The sequence below is a fragment of the Streptomyces sp. NPDC001781 genome (assembly GCF_053596035.1).
On sequence record NZ_JBSFFI010000007.1, the window covers coordinates 146,248 to 163,892 of the forward strand.

General features: G+C 69.7%; 21 protein-coding genes and 1 pseudogene. 11 read left to right on the plus strand and 11 right to left on the minus strand.

The window, feature by feature from the left end; genetic code table 11:
- Positions 1 to 79 precede the first annotated feature (79 nt).
- Positions 80 to 397, minus strand: a complete 318-nt coding sequence (locus tag ACWCV3_RS09180) for a hypothetical protein (protein WP_451220658.1) — start codon at positions 395 to 397, stop codon at positions 80 to 82.
- A gap of 275 nt (positions 398 to 672) precedes the next feature.
- Between ACWCV3_RS09180 and rpsF the strand changes: the two genes are divergently transcribed.
- From rpsF to rplI, 4 genes are all read left to right on the plus strand, one after another.
- Positions 673 to 963 (plus strand): 30S ribosomal protein S6, encoded by a 291-nt coding sequence (gene rpsF, locus ACWCV3_RS09185; protein ID WP_003975025.1) that lies wholly within the window; start codon positions 673 to 675, stop codon positions 961 to 963.
- Positions 964 to 1,040: 77 nt separating this feature from the next.
- Complete coding sequence (locus ACWCV3_RS09190) at positions 1,041 to 1,625, plus strand: single-stranded DNA-binding protein (RefSeq protein WP_451220661.1); 585 nt, start codon at positions 1,041 to 1,043, stop codon at positions 1,623 to 1,625.
- Positions 1,626 to 1,665: 40 nt separating this feature from the next.
- Positions 1,666 to 1,902, plus strand: coding sequence for a 30S ribosomal protein S18 (rpsR, locus tag ACWCV3_RS09195; protein ID WP_003949403.1), 237 nt, complete (start codon positions 1,666 to 1,668; stop codon positions 1,900 to 1,902).
- A 17-nt stretch (positions 1,903 to 1,919) separates the two neighbouring features.
- Positions 1,920 to 2,366, plus strand: coding sequence for a 50S ribosomal protein L9 (rplI, locus tag ACWCV3_RS09200; protein WP_361656604.1), 447 nt, complete (start codon positions 1,920 to 1,922; stop codon positions 2,364 to 2,366).
- Positions 2,367 to 2,488: 122 nt separating this feature from the next.
- Here rplI and ACWCV3_RS09205 read toward each other — a convergent pair whose 3' ends face one another.
- The gene (locus ACWCV3_RS09205; RefSeq protein ID WP_451220664.1) at positions 2,489 to 3,826 is read right to left on the minus strand and encodes an MATE family efflux transporter; all 1,338 of its coding nucleotides are present in this window, start codon (positions 3,824 to 3,826) and stop codon (positions 2,489 to 2,491) included.
- 460 nt (positions 3,827 to 4,286) lie between these two features.
- Between ACWCV3_RS09205 and dnaB the strand changes: the two genes are divergently transcribed.
- Positions 4,287 to 5,768, plus strand: coding sequence for a replicative DNA helicase (gene dnaB / locus ACWCV3_RS09210; protein WP_030806092.1), 1,482 nt, complete (start codon positions 4,287 to 4,289; stop codon positions 5,766 to 5,768).
- A gap of 473 nt (positions 5,769 to 6,241) precedes the next feature.
- Here dnaB and ACWCV3_RS09215 read toward each other — a convergent pair whose 3' ends face one another.
- On the minus strand, positions 6,242 to 6,808 hold the full coding sequence (locus tag ACWCV3_RS09215) for a dihydrofolate reductase family protein (RefSeq protein ID WP_451220667.1): 567 nt from the start codon (positions 6,806 to 6,808) through the stop codon (positions 6,242 to 6,244).
- A gap of 322 nt (positions 6,809 to 7,130) precedes the next feature.
- On the opposite strand from ACWCV3_RS09215, the gene ACWCV3_RS09220 reads away from it, so the two are divergent.
- Entirely contained in the window at positions 7,131 to 8,519 is a 1,389-nt protein-coding gene (locus ACWCV3_RS09220; protein WP_451220674.1) for a serine hydrolase domain-containing protein, read from the plus strand.
- A gap of 64 nt (positions 8,520 to 8,583) precedes the next feature.
- On the opposite strand, the gene ACWCV3_RS09225 is transcribed toward ACWCV3_RS09220, so the two are convergent.
- Together ACWCV3_RS09225 and ACWCV3_RS09230 are read right to left on the minus strand one after the other, a co-directional pair.
- Positions 8,584 to 9,036, minus strand: coding sequence for a GNAT family N-acetyltransferase (locus tag ACWCV3_RS09225; RefSeq protein ID WP_451220676.1), 453 nt, complete (start codon positions 9,034 to 9,036; stop codon positions 8,584 to 8,586).
- Between the two features lie 10 nt (positions 9,037 to 9,046).
- The gene (locus ACWCV3_RS09230; RefSeq protein ID WP_451220679.1) at positions 9,047 to 9,505 is read right to left on the minus strand and encodes a MarR family winged helix-turn-helix transcriptional regulator; all 459 of its coding nucleotides are present in this window, start codon (positions 9,503 to 9,505) and stop codon (positions 9,047 to 9,049) included.
- Between the two features lie 142 nt (positions 9,506 to 9,647).
- On the opposite strand from ACWCV3_RS09230, the gene ACWCV3_RS09235 reads away from it, so the two are divergent.
- Complete coding sequence (locus ACWCV3_RS09235; RefSeq protein ID WP_451220682.1) at positions 9,648 to 10,853, plus strand: MFS transporter; 1,206 nt, start codon at positions 9,648 to 9,650, stop codon at positions 10,851 to 10,853.
- 100 nt (positions 10,854 to 10,953) lie between these two features.
- Positions 10,954 to 11,373, plus strand: coding sequence for a GlcG/HbpS family heme-binding protein (locus tag ACWCV3_RS09240; protein ID WP_451220685.1), 420 nt, complete (start codon positions 10,954 to 10,956; stop codon positions 11,371 to 11,373).
- 63 nt (positions 11,374 to 11,436) lie between these two features.
- Here the strand turns inward: ACWCV3_RS09240 and ACWCV3_RS09245 are convergent, their stop codons facing one another.
- A complete protein-coding gene (locus tag ACWCV3_RS09245) occupies positions 11,437 to 12,303 on the minus strand; it encodes a GNAT family N-acetyltransferase (RefSeq protein ID WP_451220688.1) in 867 nt (288 codons plus the stop codon).
- 313 nt (positions 12,304 to 12,616) lie between these two features.
- Here ACWCV3_RS09245 and ACWCV3_RS09250 point away from each other — a divergent pair, with 313 nt between their 5' ends.
- Positions 12,617 to 13,834 carry a globin domain-containing protein gene (locus tag ACWCV3_RS09250; RefSeq protein ID WP_451220691.1) on the plus strand — a complete coding sequence of 406 codons (1,218 nt, stop codon included), beginning with the start codon at positions 12,617 to 12,619 and terminating at the stop codon, positions 13,832 to 13,834.
- A gap of 10 nt (positions 13,835 to 13,844) precedes the next feature.
- Here the strand turns inward: ACWCV3_RS09250 and ACWCV3_RS09255 are convergent, their stop codons facing one another.
- The 5 genes and pseudogenes from ACWCV3_RS09255 to ACWCV3_RS09275 all read right to left on the minus strand — a co-directional run bounded on the left by ACWCV3_RS09255 (position 13,845) and on the right by ACWCV3_RS09275 (position 16,821).
- Positions 13,845 to 14,327, minus strand: coding sequence for an NUDIX domain-containing protein (locus ACWCV3_RS09255; RefSeq protein WP_451220924.1), 483 nt, complete (start codon positions 14,325 to 14,327; stop codon positions 13,845 to 13,847).
- A 54-nt stretch (positions 14,328 to 14,381) separates the two neighbouring features.
- Positions 14,382 to 14,744: pseudogene (locus ACWCV3_RS09260) on the minus strand (LysR substrate-binding domain-containing protein); the annotation flags it as partial.
- A 46-nt stretch (positions 14,745 to 14,790) separates the two neighbouring features.
- Complete coding sequence (locus ACWCV3_RS09265) at positions 14,791 to 15,948, minus strand: cystathionine gamma-lyase (protein WP_451220694.1); 1,158 nt, start codon at positions 15,946 to 15,948, stop codon at positions 14,791 to 14,793.
- Entirely contained in the window at positions 15,945 to 16,436 is a 492-nt protein-coding gene (locus ACWCV3_RS09270) for a low molecular weight protein-tyrosine-phosphatase (protein WP_451220697.1), read from the minus strand. Before ACWCV3_RS09270 ends, ACWCV3_RS09265 begins: the two co-directional genes overlap by 4 nt.
- 7 nt (positions 16,437 to 16,443) lie before the next feature.
- Positions 16,444 to 16,821 carry a phage holin family protein gene (locus ACWCV3_RS09275; protein WP_451220700.1) on the minus strand — a complete coding sequence of 126 codons (378 nt, stop codon included), beginning with the start codon at positions 16,819 to 16,821 and terminating at the stop codon, positions 16,444 to 16,446.
- Positions 16,822 to 16,880: 59 nt separating this feature from the next.
- Here ACWCV3_RS09275 and ACWCV3_RS09280 point away from each other — a divergent pair, with 59 nt between their 5' ends.
- Both ACWCV3_RS09280 and ACWCV3_RS09285 read left to right on the plus strand, forming a co-directional pair.
- Positions 16,881 to 17,198, plus strand: coding sequence for a cupin domain-containing protein (locus tag ACWCV3_RS09280; RefSeq protein ID WP_451220703.1), 318 nt, complete (start codon positions 16,881 to 16,883; stop codon positions 17,196 to 17,198).
- 130 nt (positions 17,199 to 17,328) lie between these two features.
- Positions 17,329 to 17,541, plus strand: coding sequence for a DUF5326 family protein (locus ACWCV3_RS09285; protein WP_451220706.1), 213 nt, complete (start codon positions 17,329 to 17,331; stop codon positions 17,539 to 17,541).
- The last annotated feature ends 104 nt before the right edge of the window (positions 17,542 to 17,645 follow it).

The following is a 17,645-nucleotide window of genomic DNA, read 5'->3' on the forward strand; positions in this document are numbered from 1 at the left end:
CACCGGTGTTCCGGCCCGCTTGCGGACCGGAACGTTCCAGGTGTTCGTGGTGCCCTCGTGAACGGGCGGCCGGTTGGGGTCAGCTGCCGATGAGGCCCCCGAACAGACCGCCGTTGGCCATGCCGATGAGGAAGCCGACCCCGGAGGCGCCGAGCCCGACGATCAGGCCGAAGCGCTCCCGGGTGGTGATCGAGATCCACTGGCCGTAGGCCCCGCTGAGCAGGCCGATCAGGCCGGCCCAGGAGGCCACCAGGTGGAGGCCGTCGAAGAAGCAGGTGACGAAGGCGAGCACGCCCAGGACGAGCGTCGCCACCGTGAGGATGTCCTGGAGTGGATGGGGCTTGCCGTCGCTGGCGAAGAGTGAGCCGGCGGTGGTCGGTCGCAATGCCTGTGTCATGAGGCACCTCCTGCGGATCGCGGCGCACTGTAGCGCCCTACACACCCGATGTGTACAGATTGCGGGCTCCCAGGGCCGGATTTCAACCGGAAGCGGGTGGGCGGGTAGTCTGTAACGTCTGCACCGGTGTCTGCCCTGGCCCGTGGCGGCCCACTGTGGACGGTTCCTCACGGCACCTCCGATTGTCAGTGGCGGCCGATACCGTTGCTCACGCATCACGACCCTCCTGCCACGGAACGACCGTGGCCGCTGAGTCCAAAGGAGGTGGGTTCCACATGCGTCACTACGAGGTGATGGTCATCCTCGACCCCGATCTCGAGGAGCGTTCTGTCTCCCCGCTGATCGAGAACTTCCTCTCTGTCGTCCGCGATGGCGGCGGCAAGGTGGAAAAGGTCGACACCTGGGGCCGTCGTCGTCTCTCGTACGAGATCAAGAAGAAGCCCGAGGGCATCTACTCGGTCATCGACCTGCAGGCCGAGCCTGCGGTCGTCAAGGAGCTCGACCGCCAGATGAACCTGAACGAGTCGGTCCTCCGGACCAAGGTCCTCCGCCCCGAGATGCACTGAGCTTTTCCGCTCAGCTGATCTCGGGATTCGAGTAGCAGCAACCAAGCAGCCAGAGCAATCCCGCCGAGAGGTTCCCCATGGCAGGCGAGACCGTCATCACGGTCGTCGGCAATCTTGTCGACGACCCCGAGCTGCGCTTCACCCCTTCCGGTGCGGCGGTCGCAAAGTTCCGCGTCGCGTCCACTCCCCGCACCTTCGACCGTCAGACCAATGAGTGGAAGGACGGCGAGAGCCTGTTCCTGACCTGCTCGGTCTGGCGTCAGGCGGCGGAGAACGTCGCGGAGTCGCTCCAGCGAGGCATGCGCGTCATCGTGCAGGGCCGGCTGAAGCAGCGGTCGTACGAGGACCGCGAGGGTGTCAAGCGCACGGTCTACGAGCTGGACGTCGAGGAAGTCGGCCCCAGCCTGCGCAACGCGACGGCGAAGGTCACCAAGACCTCCGGTGGCGCCCGCGGCGGCCAGGGCGGCTACGGCGGCGGTAACCAGGGCCAGGGTGGTGGCAGCTGGGGCGGTGGCTCCGGCGGCGGCAACCAGGGCGGTTCCCAGGCCGACGACCCGTGGGCTTCCGGCGCTCCCGCCGGCGGTAACCAGGGTGGCGGCGGCTGGGGCGGTGGTTCCGGCTCCGGCGGCGGTGGCGGCTACTCGGACGAGCCCCCCTTCTAAGGGCTCGCATCCCACTTCTTGATCACACAGGAGAAACACCATGGCGAAGCCGCCTGTGCGCAAGCCTAAGAAGAAGGTCTGCGCTTTCTGCAAGGACAAGGTCACGTACGTGGACTACAAGGACACGAACATGCTGCGGAAGTTCATTTCCGACCGCGGCAAGATCCGTGCCCGCCGCGTTACCGGCAACTGCACGCAGCACCAGCGTGACGTCGCCACGGCCGTCAAGAACAGCCGTGAGATGGCGCTGCTGCCCTACACGTCCACCGCGCGCTAAGGAAGGGTGACCTACACATGAAGATCATCCTCACCCACGAGGTCTCCGGCCTCGGTGCCGCCGGCGACGTCGTCGACGTCAAGGACGGGTACGCCCGCAACTACCTGATCCCGCGGAAGTTCGCTATCCGCTGGACCAAGGGTGGCGAGCAGGACGTGGCGCAGATCCGCCGCGCCCGCAAGATCCACGAGATCCAGACCATCGAGCAGGCCAACCAGATCAAGGGCCAGCTCGAGGGTGTCAAGGTCCGTCTGGCCGTCCGCTCCGGCGACGCCGGTCGTCTCTTCGGTTCCGTCACCCCGGCCGACATCGCTTCCGCGATCAAGGCTTCCGGTGGCCCCGAGGTCGACAAGCGCCGCATCGAGCTGACCGCTCCGATCAAGACCCTCGGCGCCCACGAGACGTCCGTGCGTCTGCACCCCGAGGTTGCCGCCACGGTGACCCTCGAGGTCGTCGCGGCCTGATCGCCGTGACTGCTCGGCTCGTTTGAGCTGGTGAGGGGCCGCATCCTTTCGAGGATGCGGCCCTTTCTCATGGGCTCGGGCCTGGCTGGAGCGGGACGCAGGGCACGTTTCACGTGAAACGGTCAGCGGGTCGCGCCCGTCACGATCCAGCGACCGGAACGAGCGCGCAGCCAGAGGGTCACCATCCGGACCGCCATCATCAGTGTCATGGCTCCCCAGATCGCGGTGAGACCGCCGCCCAACGTCGGTACGAGCAGCGCGACCGGGGTGAAGACCGCAAGGGTGATCACCATGGCGCAGGCCAGGTAGGGGCCGTCGCCGGCGCCCATCAGCACTCCGTCCAGCACGAAGACGATGCCGCAGACGGGCTGGGAGAAGGCGACCACCAGCAGAGCCGGCAGCGCCACGTCAGTGACGCCGGCGTCACTGGTGAACAGCGGCAGGAAGAGTGGCCGCGCGACCACGACAAGGATTCCCAGGACGACCCCCGTGGCGATGCCCCACTGCACCATGCGGCGGCAGGCAGCGCGGGCACCGGGTGCGTCGTCGGCGCCGAGATAGCGGCCGATGATCGCCTGTCCGGCGATGGCGATCGCGTCCAGGGCGAAGGCCAGCAGGCTCCACAGGGACAGGACGATCTGATGGGCGGCGATGTCGGCGTCTCCGAGCCGAGCCGCCATCGCGGTGGCGATCATCAGGATGGCCCGCAGGGACAGGGTGCGGACGAGCAGCGGTACGCCCGCCTGTGCCGAGGCACGGATGCCGGCCAGATCCGGGCGCAGGGAGGCGCCGTGGCGCCGCGCACCACGGACGACGACCCAGAGGTAGACGGCGGCCATCCCGCACTGGGCGATCACGGTGCCCCAGGCGGAACCGGCGATGCCGAGCCCGGCGGCGTAGACGAGCGTCGCGTTGAGAGCCGCGTTGGCGATGAAGCCACCGATCGCCACGTAAAGCGGGGTCCTGGTGTTCTGGAGTCCGCGCAGCACGCCGGTGGCGGCAAGGACGGCCAGCATGGCCGGGATGCCGAGGGCGGAGATGCGCAGATAGGTGGTGGCATAGGGCGCCGCGGTGGCGGAGGCGCCGAACAGGGCCACGATGCCGGGTGCGAGAGGCAGGACGACGGCGATGACGGCGGCGCCGATGAGCAGGGCCAGCCAGATGCCGTCCATGCCCTGGCGGATCGCGGCCCGCAGATCGTTCGCGCCGACCCGGCGGGCGACGGCCGCCGTGGTGGCGTAGGCGAGGAAGACGAAGATGCTCACCGCGGTGGTGAGGAGCGCGGAGGCCACACCGAGACCGGCGAGCTGGGCGGTGCCGAGGTGTCCGACGATCGCGCTGTCGGCCATGACGAAGAGGGGTTCGGCGACCAGCGCACCGAAGGCCGGAACGGCGAGCGCCACGATCTCCCGGTCATGGCGTCGCCGGGTGGCCTTGGGGATGGCGGGAGCCTGTGTCATGCGCACCAATCTAATCGTCCACAGGTAAGAGATACAACTAGCTTGAGACCCTTACTCTTGTTTCCGGGCGGCAAGGTTTCGCGCGGCGTTCGAGGTGATCTTGGCCCGAGCGGGAAAGTTTTTCTTCTGCACAGCCGACGGGCCATAAAGGCGCAGGTCAGTGCCATCTTGTCGAGGAGGGGGAGGTCTTGTTCACAGGGCTGTCCACCGGGTCGTGCACAGGTTTTGGGGAGTTCTCCACAGCATATGGACCGTCGTCCACATGGCCTGTGGATAACCAGATTGGCTGACGGTGCCAGGGGGCCTACCGTGGTCCGGCGCCCGCTCCCTCTCCCGGCCGTGGAAACGTCACATATCCGACGCGCCGCTACCGGAGTTGGGCCTCTCATTTTGTCAGTGCGGTGCCGTAGAACAGAGGGCACGGCGAGATCCGCTCCGGCGGACGGGAGGAGGTGGCTCGGTGAGCATTTCCGAGCCCTTGGACGATCCGTGGGCCGACAGCGGTCCCAGCGATCGTCTCCCCGCCTCCCGGCGCCGCGGTGACTCCGGCCGCGGCGGCCGTGACGAGCAGCACGAGCGCGGCCGCGAGAACGGCGGCTGGGAAGGCGGGGGTTCCGCCTTCGAGCGGGTGCCGCCACAGGACCTGGACGCCGAACAGTCCGTGCTCGGCGGCATGCTGCTGTCCAAGGACGCCATCGCCGACGTGGTCGAGATCCTCAAGGGCCACGACTTCTACAAGCCGGCGCACGAGACGATCTACACGGCGATCCTCGACATCTACGCCAAGGGCGAGCCGGCCGACCCCATCACCATCGCGGCCGAACTGACCAAGCGCGGCGAGATCAACAAGGTGGGCGGCGCCGCCTATCTGCACACGCTCGTCCAGACGGTGCCCACCGCGGCCAACGCCGAGTACTACGCGGAGATCGTCCACGAGCGGGCCGTCCTGCGCCGCCTGGTGGAGGCCGGTACCCGCATCACGCAGATGGGATACGCGGCCGACGGCGACGTGGACGAGATCGTCAACAGCGCCCAGGCCGAGATCTACGCGGTCACCGAGCAGCGCACCAGCGAGGACTACCTGCCGCTCGGCGACATCATGGAGGGCGCGCTCGACGAGATCGAGGCGATCGGCTCACGCAGCGGCGAGATGACCGGTGTACCCACCGGATTCACCGACTTCGACTCGCTGACCAACGGCCTGCACCCCGGCCAGATGATCGTCATCGCCGCCCGTCCCGCCATGGGTAAGTCGACGCTCGCGCTGGACTTCGCGCGGGCCGCTTCGATCAAGCACAACCTGCCCAGCGTGGTCTTCTCACTCGAGATGGGCCGCAACGAGATCGCCATGCGTCTGCTGTCCGCCGAGGCCCGGGTCGCCCTGCACCACATGCGCTCCGGCACCATGACCGACGAGGACTGGACGCGCCTGGCCCGGCGGATGCCGGACGTGTCGGCAGCGCCGCTCTACATCGACGACTCCCCGAACCTGTCGATGATGGAGATCCGCGCGAAGTGCCGCCGCCTCAAGCAGCGCAACGACCTGAAGCTGGTCGTCATCGACTACCTCCAGCTCATGCAGTCCGGTGGCTCCAAGCGGGCCGAGAGCCGGCAGCAGGAGGTCTCGGACATGTCCCGTAACCTCAAGCTGCTCGCCAAGGAGCTGGAGATCCCGGTCATCGCGCTCTCCCAGCTCAACCGTGGTCCCGAGCAGCGCACCGACAAGAAGCCCATGGTCTCCGACCTGCGTGAGTCGGGCTCCATCGAGCAGGACGCCGACATGGTCATCCTGCTGCACCGCGAGGACGCCTACGAGAAGGAGTCCCCCCGTGCGGGCGAGGCCGACCTGATCGTGGCCAAGCACCGTAACGGCCCCACCGCGACCATCACCGTGGCCTTCCAGGGCCACTACTCCCGTTTCGTGGACATGGCCCAGACCTGATCGGCGCCCTTGGAGGGGGGTCTCCGCATCGCCGTCATCAATCGTCGCCTTCGCCCTGCTGGCCGCCGCCCTCGCCTGAAACCGCGCGCCGAGACCGCTCGAACGTCGCGCACTCCTCCACCCCGCGGGCGGTAGCCGACGACTCGCACGGATCCACACCGCCCCCGAAGCCCAGGACCCCTCTACCGTGGGTTCTTCCTCCATCGCGACGCGACTTCCGCGAATGCCAGGTCGTTCGAGTACCCCGGGCCTCCGCCTTCTCGAACGACCTGGCATCCCAGCAGGTGGGCGGGTCGCTATCCGGCAGATGCGCTGCGGCAGGACAATCGGGTTCTGCTTCTGGCCCTGGCAGAAGCCCGCTGACACCGTGGACTCACGGGGCGTCGCTCGTGGGCTTCGGGTGCGCGGTGGGGGAGATCGCCGCGACGGTGACAGGCAACGCCCAACCAAGCCGTGAGACGGCGGCAAGCTGCTCAGCGCCTCGTCTCGTACCTGGTCAGGGACACGCCGCCGGGAAACGTCCGTGTCTCCACCAGGTTCAGGTTCACCCAGCTGTCCAGCGCAGTGAAGAACGGCGTGCCCCCGCCCACCAGGACCGGATGGGTGGCGATCACGTACTCGTCGATCAGTCCGGCGCGCATGGCCGCCCCGGCGAGCGTTGCGCCGCCGATGTTCATCGGGCCGCCGTCCTCGGCCTTGAGCCGGGTGATCTCGGCGATCGCGTCGCCGGTGACCAGGCGGGTGTTCCAGTCGACCTTGCCGATCGTCGAGGAGAACACCACCTTCGGTGTGTCCCGCCAGTTCCGCGCGAACTCGATCTCCGCCGGGGTGGCTCCCGGCTGCTGGTCGCCGGTAGGCCAGTAGGAGCTCATCGTCTCCCACAGCTTGCGCCCGTACAGCGACAGGCCACTCGCCTGCTCGTGGTCGAGCCACCACTGGAACAGCTCGTGGCTCGGAGGTCCGCTCCAGCCGATGTCGTCGCCGGCCGCGGCGATGTAGCCGTCCAGGGTCAGGTTCATCCCGTAGATCAGTTTCCGCATGGCCCAGCCTTCCGTCCGTGGGTGTCCGGCGTATGGACCAGCGCGGCGCGGGAAACTCATCGGTGCGCGATCTGGGCTCGCCGGTGGCCCTCGTGCTCGGGGCTCAGCATGGTGTCCTCGGCCGGCACGGGCAAGCCGCCTGATCTCGGCCTCGCCCTCGCGAGGAAATGCCATGGATCTGAGACCGACCACGAGTGACAAGGCCGTAAGGCAGCCAAGAACGCCCAGGTCACGCAGGATCGACATGTCACGAGCGGCGAGACCCTGCAGCCCGGGGCGGAATGCGCTCGACGCGGCCCGTCCCAGCGGGTGGACTGGGCGCATGACGACATGGGACGAAGAGCTGCTTCCGGCGACGCGCCGGGCGCTGACACACCGGATCGCCGTCGCGCAGGCCGAGGGGCGGGCGCCTTCGCTCGTGTCCGCGGTCGTGCGCGGGGGACGGACGGTGTGGCACGGGTCGCGGACCTCGGTGGAAGGCCACGGGCCGGACGAGGACGTGCAGTACCGGATCGGCTCCATCACCAAGACCTTCACCGCCGTCCTGGTGCTGCGGCTGCGGGACGAGGGCGTGCTCGACCTAGGCGACCCGCTGGAGAAGCACCTGCCGGGCACCGGCGCCGGTGAGGCGACCATCGCCGAACTGCTCGCGCACACCTCCGGGTTGGCCGCGGAGTCACCCGCGCCCTGGTGGGAGCGGACTCCGGGCTCGACACGCCCCGAGCTGAGCGATGTGCTCGGCGAGAAGCCCCTGCTGCATCCGGCGGGGCGGCGCCACCACTACTCCAATCCCGGCTACACCCTGCTGGGCGCCCTGGTGGAAAAACTCCGGGCCGCTCCCTGGGAGGAGGTGCTGCGCGAAGAGGTGCTCCAGCCTCTTGGCCTCCGCCGCACGACCACACAGCCCGAGGCGCCGCACGCGGGCGGCTGGGCGGTGCATCCCTGGGCGGACGCCCTGCTGCCCGAACCATCGGAGGACCTCGGCCTCATGGCCCCGGCCGGCCAACTCTGGTCCACCACGGGCGACCTCGCCCGCTTCGCCGCCTTCCTGGCCCAGGGCGACGATCGCGTACTGGGCGCCGAGTCGGTGCGGGAGATGCGCACGCCCTCCGCGCCGGCCGAGCCCGCGGACTTGGTGGACGGCGCCACCTATGGTCTCGGGCTCCAGATCCAGCGCCGGGACGGCAGGCTGCTCGCCGGGCACTCCGGTTCGCTGCCTGGTTTCCTGGCGACCCTCACGTTCAGTGTGGCGGACGACGTGGCAGCGGTCGTGCTGGCCAACTGCACCAGTGGCCCCGCGGTCGGCGCGCTGGCCGCCGACCTGGTCCGTATCGTCGCCGAGGCCGAGCCCCGCATCCCCGAGCCGTGGCGTCCCTTGCGTGAAGTCGACGCTTCGTCGCTGGAGTTGGCCGGGCCCTGGTACTGGGGCACCCACCCCTACGTCCTGCGGGTCTTGGCCGACGGCATCACACTGGGCCCGCTGGCCGACGGCGGTCGCCGTACCGGGTTCCGGTCGAACGGTGACGGCACCTGGACGGGGCTGGAGGGGTACTACGCCGGGGAGTTGCTGGAGGCCGTACGGCGGCCGGACGGAACGGTGAGCCACCTGGACCTCGGGTCGTTCGTGTTCACGCGTCAGCCGTACGAGGAGGGTGCGCCGGTGCCGGGTGGAGTGGATCCGAAGAGCTGGCGGGGGATCGCCCAGTCGTAGGGAGCCGCAGACGAAGGGCCCTGTTTCACGTGAAACAGGGCCCTTCGCGACACCAGCCGAGCTGTCAGAGGTTCAGCTTGAAACCCTCGTGCGACGCGGTGAAGCCCATCCGCTCGTAGAAGCGGTGGGCGTCGGGGCGCTTCTTGTCGGACGTGAGCTGTACGAGATGGCAGCCGAGGCGGCGGGAGGCGTCGACGGCCCACTGGATCAGTTCGCTGCCCAGTCCACTACCGCGCTCGTCCGCGTGAATCCGTACGGCCTCGATGAGGGAACGGGTCGCGCCCTGGCGAGAGAGACCCGGAATGATCGTGAGCTGGAGCGTGCCGATCACTCGGCCGTCGCGGACTGCCACGACGAGTTGCTGGTTCGGGTCGGTGTCGAGCCGCTCGAAAGCCGCCAGGTACGGCGTCAGATCGTCGGGCGACTCGCGCTGGGCGCCCAGGGGGTCGTCGGCGAGCATGGCCACGATCGCAGGGATGTCGTCTGAGGTCGCGGGCCTTATGGCGAGGTCGGTCATGACCCGCAGCCTATGCGGGGACGTGCAGCGACTCCACAGCCCTGACCAACGGGGCGAGTTCGGGATTCAGTGCCGCCGTGTCCAGCGCCTCGCGCAGTGCCGCGTCGTTGGTCGGGCGCGCCCGCTCGAGCAGCTCCAGTCCGGCCTCGGTGACGTTGGTGTAGATGCCCCGGCGGTCGGTGGGGCACAGATAGCGCTCCAGCAGACCGCGGTCCTCCAGGCGGGTCACCAGTCGAGTGGTGGCGCTCTGGCTGAGGACGACGGCGTCGGCGACCTGCTTCATCTGGAGATGGCCTCCGTCCCCGTCGTGCTGCCTGCTGAGCACGTCGAGCAGGGAGTACTCGCGCACGCTCAGTTCGTGCTGTGCCTGGAGGGCGCGCTCGATGTGCGCCTCGAGCCTCCCGTGCAGCAGAGACAGGGCGCACCAGCCCTGCGCGAGGGCGGTGAGCGCTGGGTCCGTCGCTGTCATTCGGTGTTCCTCCGTCCTGGAGCGGCCGATCTCCAGGGTAGAGCACGGCCGCAATATCCAGCGGTTGCATTTAGCCCGCGTCTGCAACTATTGTGAGAGCACGCAAAGCGCTCCTGCAATCTTTTGGGAAGGTCTACCCCTCATGCCTCTCGCGCTTCTGGCCCTGGCGATCGGGGCCTTCGGAATCGGGACGACCGAGTTCGTGGTCATGGGGCTGCTGCCCCAGGTCGCGGGTGACTTCGGAGTCTCCATCCCCACTGCGGGCCTGCTGGTCACCGGATACGCCCTCGGCGTGGTGATCGGCGCCCCCCTGATGACCGTGCTCGGCACCAAGATCCCGCGCAAGCGGATGCTCATGGCGCTGATGGTCCTGTTCATCGCCGGAAACCTGCTCTCCGCCGTCGCCCCTGTGTTCGCGGTGATGCTGATCGGCCGAGTGGTCGCGTCCCTTGCCCACGGCGCCTTCTTCGGCATCGGGTCGGTCGTCGCGGCCGAGCTGGTCGCACCCCAGAAGAAGGCCGGCGCCATCGCCATGATGTTCACCGGGCTGACCGTCGCCAACGTGGTCGGCGTTCCGCTGGGCACACTCATCGGGCAGCAGGTCGGCTGGCGAGTGACTTTCGGCATCGTCGCCGTCCTCGGTGTCGTCGGCCTGGCGGGCATCGCGAAGCTCGTGCCCGAGCTGCCCAAGCCCGAGGGCGTGCACCTGCGGCACGAACTGGCCGCTTTCAAGAACACCCAGGTCCTGCTCGCCATGGCGATGACCGTGCTCGGCTTCGGCGGAGTCTTCGCCGCCATCACCTACATCGCGCCGATGATGACCCACGTCGCCGGTTTCGCCGACGGTTCGGTCACCTGGCTGCTGGTCCTGTTCGGCCTCGGCATGGTCGGCGGCAACCTGATCGGCGGAAAGTTCGCCGACCGCGCCCTGATGCCGATGCTCTACGTCTCACTGGGCGCCCTGGCCGTGGTTCTCGCGCTCTTCACACTCACCGCGCACAACAAGATCGCGGCCGCCGTGACCATCGCCCTCATCGGTGCCCTCGGCTTCGCCACCGTCCCGCCCCTCCAGAAGCGCGTCCTCGACCAGGCGCACGGCGCTCCGACGCTCGCCTCGGCCGTGAACATCGGCGCCTTCAACCTGGGCAACGCCCTGTCCGCCTGGCTCGGCGGCATGGTCATCGCGGCCGGGTTCGGTTACACCGCCCCCAACTGGGTCGGCGCCGTCCTCGCCGCGGCAGCGCTGCTGCTCGCCGTCCTGTCGGCCGCCCTGGAGCGCCGCGACAGCAGGACCGGCACGGCGATCGCCTCCGATGCGCCCGCCATGCCGGAGCCCGCCCGCCACTGAGGCCGGCCCGGCACCCCGGCACCCCCCGGAGTCCGTCCGCGCCGGTGGCCAATCCCGGCCCGGACGGACTCGCCTCAGGAAGTCCAAGGAGATCCCCACCATGAGCACCACCACCTTCGTCCCGCTCGCCATCGCGGACGCAGAGCTGCTCGTCGCCGCCGCCCGGCGCGCGGCCGACGACGCCGGTGTCGCCGTCAGCGTCACCGTCCTGGACGCCGGTGGCCACATGCTCGCCTTCCGCCGGGACGACCGGGCCGTGCTGATCTCCGGTGAGACCAGCACCCGCAAGGCGTACACGGCGCTCCAGCTCGACACGCCGACCGCCGACCTGGTGGACGCCGTGCAGCCCGGAGGCCTCTTTCACACGCTGCCGACCGCGCTGGACCGCCCGCTGCTCTTCATCGCCGGTGGCGTCCCCGTGCACCGCGACGGCCGGCTGATCGGTGCGATCGGCGTCGGCGGTGGTGCGCCGGAGCAGGACCACGGCTTCGCGACCGAGGCCGTCACCGCCCTGGCCTGAGCGAGCCCCGCAGACATGCCGAAGGCCCCCGCCACATCGCGGGGGCCTTCGGCATGCGGATACTCAGCCCGCGGCCACCGTCAGCGGCGCGAACCTCCGGGTCCAGTCCCCCGGCAGATCGGGCGAGCCGAGCATCATGACGGCGTTCGACGCGACCGGAGCGAGCCCGCGCTCCTGCGCCCAGACCAGCAGCTCCTCGTGGCGCACGTCCACATCGGTTCTGAGCGGGCGGTCTGTGCGGGCCGCGAGCGACCCGACGAGGGCCTTGGCCGTCTGCGTGTCGCGGGCGATCAGGGGTCCGACGACATGGGTCCGCATGTTGGGCCACGCGGCGGCGTAACCGACGATCCGGCCGTCCTCCTCCGCGACTCGGACCTGGTCGGCGAAGGCGGGCAGCCGGACGAGGACCGGGGTGCGGTCGACGCCGAAGACCTCGGTGTCGAGACGGAGGATCGACGGAAGGTCCTCGGCGGTCGCGGCCCGCGTCGGGACCGAAGGCTCGGTCGCGTCTGGCGTGAAGCGCCCCACGAGCATCTCCGCCCGGCCCACGGTCTTGAAACCGATCTTCTCGTAGAGCCGGCGGCCCGGTGGAGTCGCGTGCAGGGTCAGCGGCGTGCCGTCCATGGCTGTCACGACGTGCCTCATCAGGCGCAGGCCCACGCCTTTACGGGAGTGGCGTTCGGCGACCAGGACCATGCCGATCGCGCCCAGATCCACCCGCTGACCGGAGCCGTACTCCGTGACGACACATGCGGCGACCAGGCCACCGTCGGGGTCGTCGATGCCGTAACCGCGGCCGGCGCTCAGCAGCAGGCCCCACTTGTGCTCCTCGCGGGGCCAGCCCCGGTCCTCGGACAGATCGGCGCAGGCGATGACATCGCGCGGAGTCAGACGGCGGATGGGCGGCGCGGCGGGTGAAGGGATCGGCACGCCGGTCAGGCTGTCCGAACCACACCCCTCACGTCCACCGGATTCGGAGATCTCTTGACGCTTCCGGCCGGATTCCTCGCTTGGGGCAGGCCACTGGCGGCCAGGCCCGTTTCACGTGAAACGTCGTCCTGCCGTGGCGGCCAACAGCGTAATGAGGCGAAGCCCGCCAAGAGGAGTCTTTCCGGGTAATGGGACGCGGTACCGGTGCACGGTGCCACGCTGCGGAACGAGTGCTGCGGTCCTCCGCCCCGCGGGGATCACGCGCTCCCGAGGGGGAGCGCAGACCGCCGCAGGAGTGCGAGCGAGGGCACACATGAAAGCTTCGGCCACCCCGTCGGCGGACGACTGCACGGCGGAGGGCGCCGGCCCACGGCCACGGCACGCAGCCGACACCCCACCGGCGCCACCCCGCCCACAGGCATCCTGGGACGCGCTGCTCATCCGCCGCACGATGGCGGAGATCGCGCCCCTGGCCGACAAGGTGACCTCGTACTTCTACGCTCTCCTCTTCGTCCGCCATCCAGAACTGCGCCCCCTGTTCCCGCCCGCGATGGACACCCAGCGGGACCGGCTGCTGCGGGCCCTGCTCACCGCGGCGGAGCACATCGACAACACTCCGGTACTCGTCGACTACCTGCGCAACCTCGGCAGGGGCCACCGCAAGTACGGCACCCGGCCCGAGCACTACCCGGCCGTGGGCGCGTCTCTGATCGGCGCCCTGAGCACCTACGCCACCCGCACCTGGAATCCGCAGGCGGAGGCGGCCTGGAGCCGGGTCTACGCCACCATCTCCCAGGTCATGATCGAGGCCGCCGAGACGGACGGGCAGGACACGCCGCCCTGGTGGCACGCCGAGGTCGTCACCCACGACCTGCGGACCCCGGACGTCGCCGTGATCACGCTGCGCCCCGACCAGCCGTACTCCTTCCGCGCCGGGCAGTACACGAGTGTCGAGACACCCTGGTGGCCGCGTGTCTGGCGGCACTACTCCTTCGCCTCCGCACCCCGCGCCGACGGCCTGCTCATCCTCCACGTGCGGGCGGTCCCGGCGGGCTGGGTATCCCAAGCCCTGGTTCACCGCGCCCGCCCCGGTGACGTGGTGCGCCTCGGGCCGCCGGTCGGCTCGATGAGCGTCGACCACGACACCGACAGCGGCCTGCTCTGTCTGGCCGGTGGCACCGGCATCGCTCCGATCAAGGCCATGGTCGAGGAGGTCGCCGAGCACGGCGCCCGCCGCCCGGTCGAGGTGTTCTACGGCGCCCGCAGGGGTCACGACCTGTACGACATCGACACCCTGCTCCGGTTGCGGCAGGCACACCCCTGGATATCCGTCCGCTCGGTGATCGACCAGGAGGACCGCCACCTGCACGACGCCGTGCGGGCGAGCGGACCGTGGCGGGACTACGACGCCTATCTCTCCGGTCCCCCCGGCATGATCCGCAGTGGCGTCTCCACGTTGCAGGCGCTCGGCGTACCCGCGCCGCGCATACGCCACGACCCGGTCGAGGACCTGGTGGTCATCGGCTCCTGAGCGGTGCTGGTCAGCCCAGGTCGGGGGCGTGCATCGCTCGGACGCCCTCGATGTTGCCGTCCAGATAGTGCCGCAGCGACAGCGGGACGAGGTGGACGGAGGCGATGCCGACCCGGTTGAACGGGATGCGGACGATCTCGTACTCCCCGGCCGGCTCGTCGACCTCGGGGCCGTGGCGCAGCGACGGGTCCATGGAGTCCAGACGGCAGACGAAGAAGTGCTGGACCTTCACGCCGGTCGCGCCGCCGTCCTCCCCGATGTGCTCCACGGTGTCCACGAAACAGGGCACCACATCGGAGATCTTGGCGCCGAGTTCCTCGTACACCTCGCGGTGCAGGGCATCGACGACGGTCGGGTCCCCGGGCTCGACCCCTCCACCGGGAGTGACCCAGTAGGGATCGACACCGGGCTTGGTGCGCTTGATCAGGATCAGGTCGTCACCGTCCAGCAGAACGGCACGGGCGGTGCGCTTGACCACGGGTCGGACGGTCATGGGAACAATGTGGCCCGGCCGGTTCCACGTGAAACATCGCGGGCTGTGCCGGTCTCGCCGCGAGGGCACGGCGGGGTCGTGCAGCAGGACCACCTCGGCCCGGGCGAGCGCGGCGGTGCACAGGTACCGGTGCAGCACCGCCGGTCCCGCCCCCGACACAGCACAGGCCAGTACCGCGCGCAGGTCCGGCACGATGACCGTTCCCGATGCGCCCGGACGCGCGTCGAACTCGGGGGCCCAGTAGCGCGAGACGAAGGGCAGCGAGTCGTGTACCTCGATCACCGGCAGGTTCCTCAGCGCGGCCGCACCCCTCCGCCGCAGTGCGTCCGGCCCGATCCTCTCGGCCCACCGCGGGGCGGCGACCAGCACATGCTCCTCGTCGCAGAGCGGGCTCGCGCTCAGCAGGGCACCACGCGGGGGTGGTCCGAGCCACGAGGGGGGAGGCTCGGACCGCTCGCACCTCTCAGCCCGCGGCCCCGGCGGACCGGTCCAGGGCCCGCAGCACGTCCGCCACCAGGTCCTCGGCATCCTCGGCTCCGACCGACATGCGGATGAACCCGTCCGGCACCGCGTCCCCGCCCCACCTGCCGCGCCGCTCGGCCGTGGAGCGCACTCCGCCGAAGCTCGTCGCGTCCTCCACCAGCCGCAGTTCCTCCAGGAACCGTTCGGCGTGCTCGCGCGTGGGCAGCGTGAAGGAGAGCACGCAGCCGAAGCGGCGCATCTGCCGTGCGGCCACCTCGTGCGACGGGTCGTCGGGGAGCCCCGGATACCGCAGGCCGGAGATCTCGGGACGGTCGCGCAGCGCCTCCGCCACCGCCAGCGCCGTGGCGTTCTGCCGGTCGACCCGGAGCGGGAGCGTGGCGATCGAGCGGTGGGCGAGCCACGCCTCCATCGGACCGGGGATCGCGCCGACGATCTTCCTCCAGCGGCGTACCGCGTCCATCGGTTCGCCCGCCCGGCCGACGACGTATCCCAGCAGGACGTCGCCGTGCCCGCTGAGCTGCTTGGTGCCGCTCGCCACGGCGAAGTCGGCTCCCAGTTCCAGCGGACGCTGTCCGAGCGGTGTGGCGAGGGTGTTGTCCACGGCCACCAGCGCGCCGCGGGCGTGCGCCTCCTTCACCAGCCGCCGGATGTCGCACACGTCGAGTCCCGGGTTGGACGGCGACTCGATCCACAGCAGTTTCGCCCCGTCGAGCGCGTCGAGCTGGGCGTCGCCGCCGGTGGGCGCGGTGCGCACTTCGATGCCGAACGCCTCGAGCTGGGCCCGGGCCAGCGGGAGGGCCTGGTAGCCGTCCGAGGGCAGCACCACCGTGTCACCGGTCTTGAGCTGTGAGAAGAGCACGGCGGAGATCGCGGCCATGCCGGAGGCGAAGGCCAGCGTCTCGGCGTCGTCGGCGCCGGGCGCCTCCAGCTCGCCGATGGCCCGCTCCAGCAGAGTCCAGGTGGGGTTGCCGTCGCGGCCGTAGGAGTACGGCCCGCTCACGTCGCCGGGCAGGTGGAAGTGCGCGGCGAAGACCGGCCCCGGCAGGGTCGGCTCGTGCTTCACCGGCTCGGGGAGGCCGGCACGGACGGCGCGCGTGCCGTCGCCGGGGGAGTCCGGGTGCGCGGCGGTGTCGTTCATACGGGCCGTTCCTCCAGATGTTCGCGTACGGATTCGAGCAGTCCGGCGCTTGCCGCCTCCACCATCTCAAGACACTCCTCGAAGCCGTCGCGGCCCCCGTAGTAGGGGTCCGGTACGTCGAGGTCGGCGCCCGCCGCCGGGTCGTACGAGCGCAGCAGGCGCACCTTGCGGGCGTCCTCCTCGGTGGGGGCGAGGCGGCGCAGGGTCTTGAGGTGGCCGGTGTCGAGAGCGATCACGAGGTCGAGCCGGTCGAACCAGGACGGCTGGAACTGCCGCGCGACGTGCTCGGTGTCGTAGCCGCGCTCGCCGAGGACCGAGACGGTGCGTGGGTCGGCGGCGTCACCCTCGTGCCAGCCGCCGGTGCCGGCGCTGTCGGCCTCGATCAGACGGTCGAGTCCGGCCTCGGCGGCACGCGCCTGGAAGACCGACTCGGCCATGGGAGAGCGGCAGATGTTGCCGGTGCACACGAAACAGACGCGGTAGACCATGACCGGATCAGTCCTCGTCGGGCAGCACGAGGTTCAGTGCCCAGGAGACGACGGAGATGATCAGACCGCCGAGGACGGCCGTCCAGAACCCCTCCACGTGGAAACTCAGGTGGAGCTGCCCGCACACCCACGAGGTCAGCAGCAGCATCAGCGCGTTGACGACGAGGGTGATCAGGCCGAGGGTCAGGATGAAGAGCGGGAGGGTGAGCACCTTCACCACCGGCTTGACCAGAAGGTTCACCAGCCCGAAGACCAGCGCGACCACGATCAGCGTGCCGGCCTTCTCGCCCGTGCTGCCGCCGGTGAGCGTGATCTTGTCCAGGAGCCACACGGCGACCGCGAGGGCGCCCGCGTTGGCGATCGTCTTGACTAGCAGAGTCCTCATGTGTCTGATCGTTGCAGACCAGAATCAGAGTGGCGGCGCGGCAAGGGCGGACGACGGCGATGAAGGTATTCCGGCTGGACGATCTGGAGGCGGAACGCGCCGCGAACGAGGGCGCCTACCTCCAGTTCCTGCGGGAGCGGAACATGTCGGTCGGTCTCTACGCGCTCGACGCCGGCTCCCACGACCCGCAGAACCCCCACCCCCAGGACGAGCTGTACTTCGTGGTCAGCGGCCGTGCCTCGGTCTCGGTGGGCCTGGAGACCACCGAGGTGGCGCGGGGCAGCGTGGTCTACGTACCCGCGGGGGTGTCCCACAAGTTCCACCACATCAGCGAGGACCTGAGGGTCCTCGTGGTGTTCTCTCCCCCCGAGGGCTGAGGGTCGGGTCTCTCGGCCCCCTAGGGGGTGGATCAGGGGACGGCAAGGGGTGCGAGACCCCCACGGAGGCCCTCGCCGGCCCTAGCATCGAAGCGGGACATCGAGAACCGCGAGCGCAAAGGACGAGGCGATGCGAGAGATCTTCAGGGGCTTGCCGTGGTGGGTGAAGTGGGTCGCGGTGCCGGTCATCGCGCTGGTGGTGTTCGGCGGCCTGATAGCGACCGTGGTGGTTTTCCTGATCGGCCTGCTCTTCAAGCTCCTGCTCTTCGTCGCCCTGGTCGGCGGACTCATCTACGTGGTGCGGAAGTTCACCGCGGGCTCCTCCTCGCGCGGCGACTGGTGACCCGCGGGGGCGACGGGGGGCGGTAACACGGAAACGCCGGTTCCCTCGGGGGAGGGAAGTTTCCCCGGCGGGCCGTCCGCGCGCGGTGGTGGACGGTTAGAGTC

What these genes read in the sequence shown, in the direction of transcription:
- ACWCV3_RS09180 (WP_451220658.1), bottom strand. Translation starts at nt 397, where the DNA reads ATGACACAGGCATTGCGACCGACCACCGCCGGCTCACTCTTCGCCAGC.
- rpsF (WP_003975025.1), top strand. Translation starts at nt 673, where the DNA reads ATGCGTCACTACGAGGTGATGGTCATCCTCGACCCCGATCTCGAGGAG.
- ACWCV3_RS09190 (WP_451220661.1), top strand. Translation starts at nt 1,041, where the DNA reads ATGGCAGGCGAGACCGTCATCACGGTCGTCGGCAATCTTGTCGACGAC.
- rpsR (WP_003949403.1), top strand. Translation starts at nt 1,666, where the DNA reads ATGGCGAAGCCGCCTGTGCGCAAGCCTAAGAAGAAGGTCTGCGCTTTC.
- rplI (WP_361656604.1), top strand. Translation starts at nt 1,920, where the DNA reads ATGAAGATCATCCTCACCCACGAGGTCTCCGGCCTCGGTGCCGCCGGC.
- ACWCV3_RS09205 (WP_451220664.1), bottom strand. Translation starts at nt 3,826, where the DNA reads ATGACACAGGCTCCCGCCATCCCCAAGGCCACCCGGCGACGCCATGAC.
- ACWCV3_RS09215 (WP_451220667.1), bottom strand. Translation starts at nt 6,808, where the DNA reads ATGCGGAAACTGATCTACGGGATGAACCTGACCCTGGACGGCTACATC.
- ACWCV3_RS09220 (WP_451220674.1), top strand. Translation starts at nt 7,131, where the DNA reads ATGACGACATGGGACGAAGAGCTGCTTCCGGCGACGCGCCGGGCGCTG.
- ACWCV3_RS09225 (WP_451220676.1), bottom strand. Translation starts at nt 9,036, where the DNA reads ATGACCGACCTCGCCATAAGGCCCGCGACCTCAGACGACATCCCTGCG.
- ACWCV3_RS09230 (WP_451220679.1), bottom strand. Translation starts at nt 9,505, where the DNA reads ATGACAGCGACGGACCCAGCGCTCACCGCCCTCGCGCAGGGCTGGTGC.
- ACWCV3_RS09235 (WP_451220682.1), top strand. Translation starts at nt 9,648, where the DNA reads ATGCCTCTCGCGCTTCTGGCCCTGGCGATCGGGGCCTTCGGAATCGGG.
- ACWCV3_RS09240 (WP_451220685.1), top strand. Translation starts at nt 10,954, where the DNA reads ATGAGCACCACCACCTTCGTCCCGCTCGCCATCGCGGACGCAGAGCTG.
- ACWCV3_RS09250 (WP_451220691.1), top strand. Translation starts at nt 12,617, where the DNA reads ATGAAAGCTTCGGCCACCCCGTCGGCGGACGACTGCACGGCGGAGGGC.
- ACWCV3_RS09255 (WP_451220924.1), bottom strand. Translation starts at nt 14,327, where the DNA reads ATGACCGTCCGACCCGTGGTCAAGCGCACCGCCCGTGCCGTTCTGCTG.
- ACWCV3_RS09265 (WP_451220694.1), bottom strand. Translation starts at nt 15,948, where the DNA reads ATGAACGACACCGCCGCGCACCCGGACTCCCCCGGCGACGGCACGCGC.
- ACWCV3_RS09270 (WP_451220697.1), bottom strand. Translation starts at nt 16,436, where the DNA reads ATGGTCTACCGCGTCTGTTTCGTGTGCACCGGCAACATCTGCCGCTCT.
- ACWCV3_RS09275 (WP_451220700.1), bottom strand. Translation starts at nt 16,821, where the DNA reads ATGAGGACTCTGCTAGTCAAGACGATCGCCAACGCGGGCGCCCTCGCG.
- ACWCV3_RS09280 (WP_451220703.1), top strand. Translation starts at nt 16,881, where the DNA reads ATGAAGGTATTCCGGCTGGACGATCTGGAGGCGGAACGCGCCGCGAAC.
- ACWCV3_RS09285 (WP_451220706.1), top strand. Translation starts at nt 17,329, where the DNA reads ATGCGAGAGATCTTCAGGGGCTTGCCGTGGTGGGTGAAGTGGGTCGCG.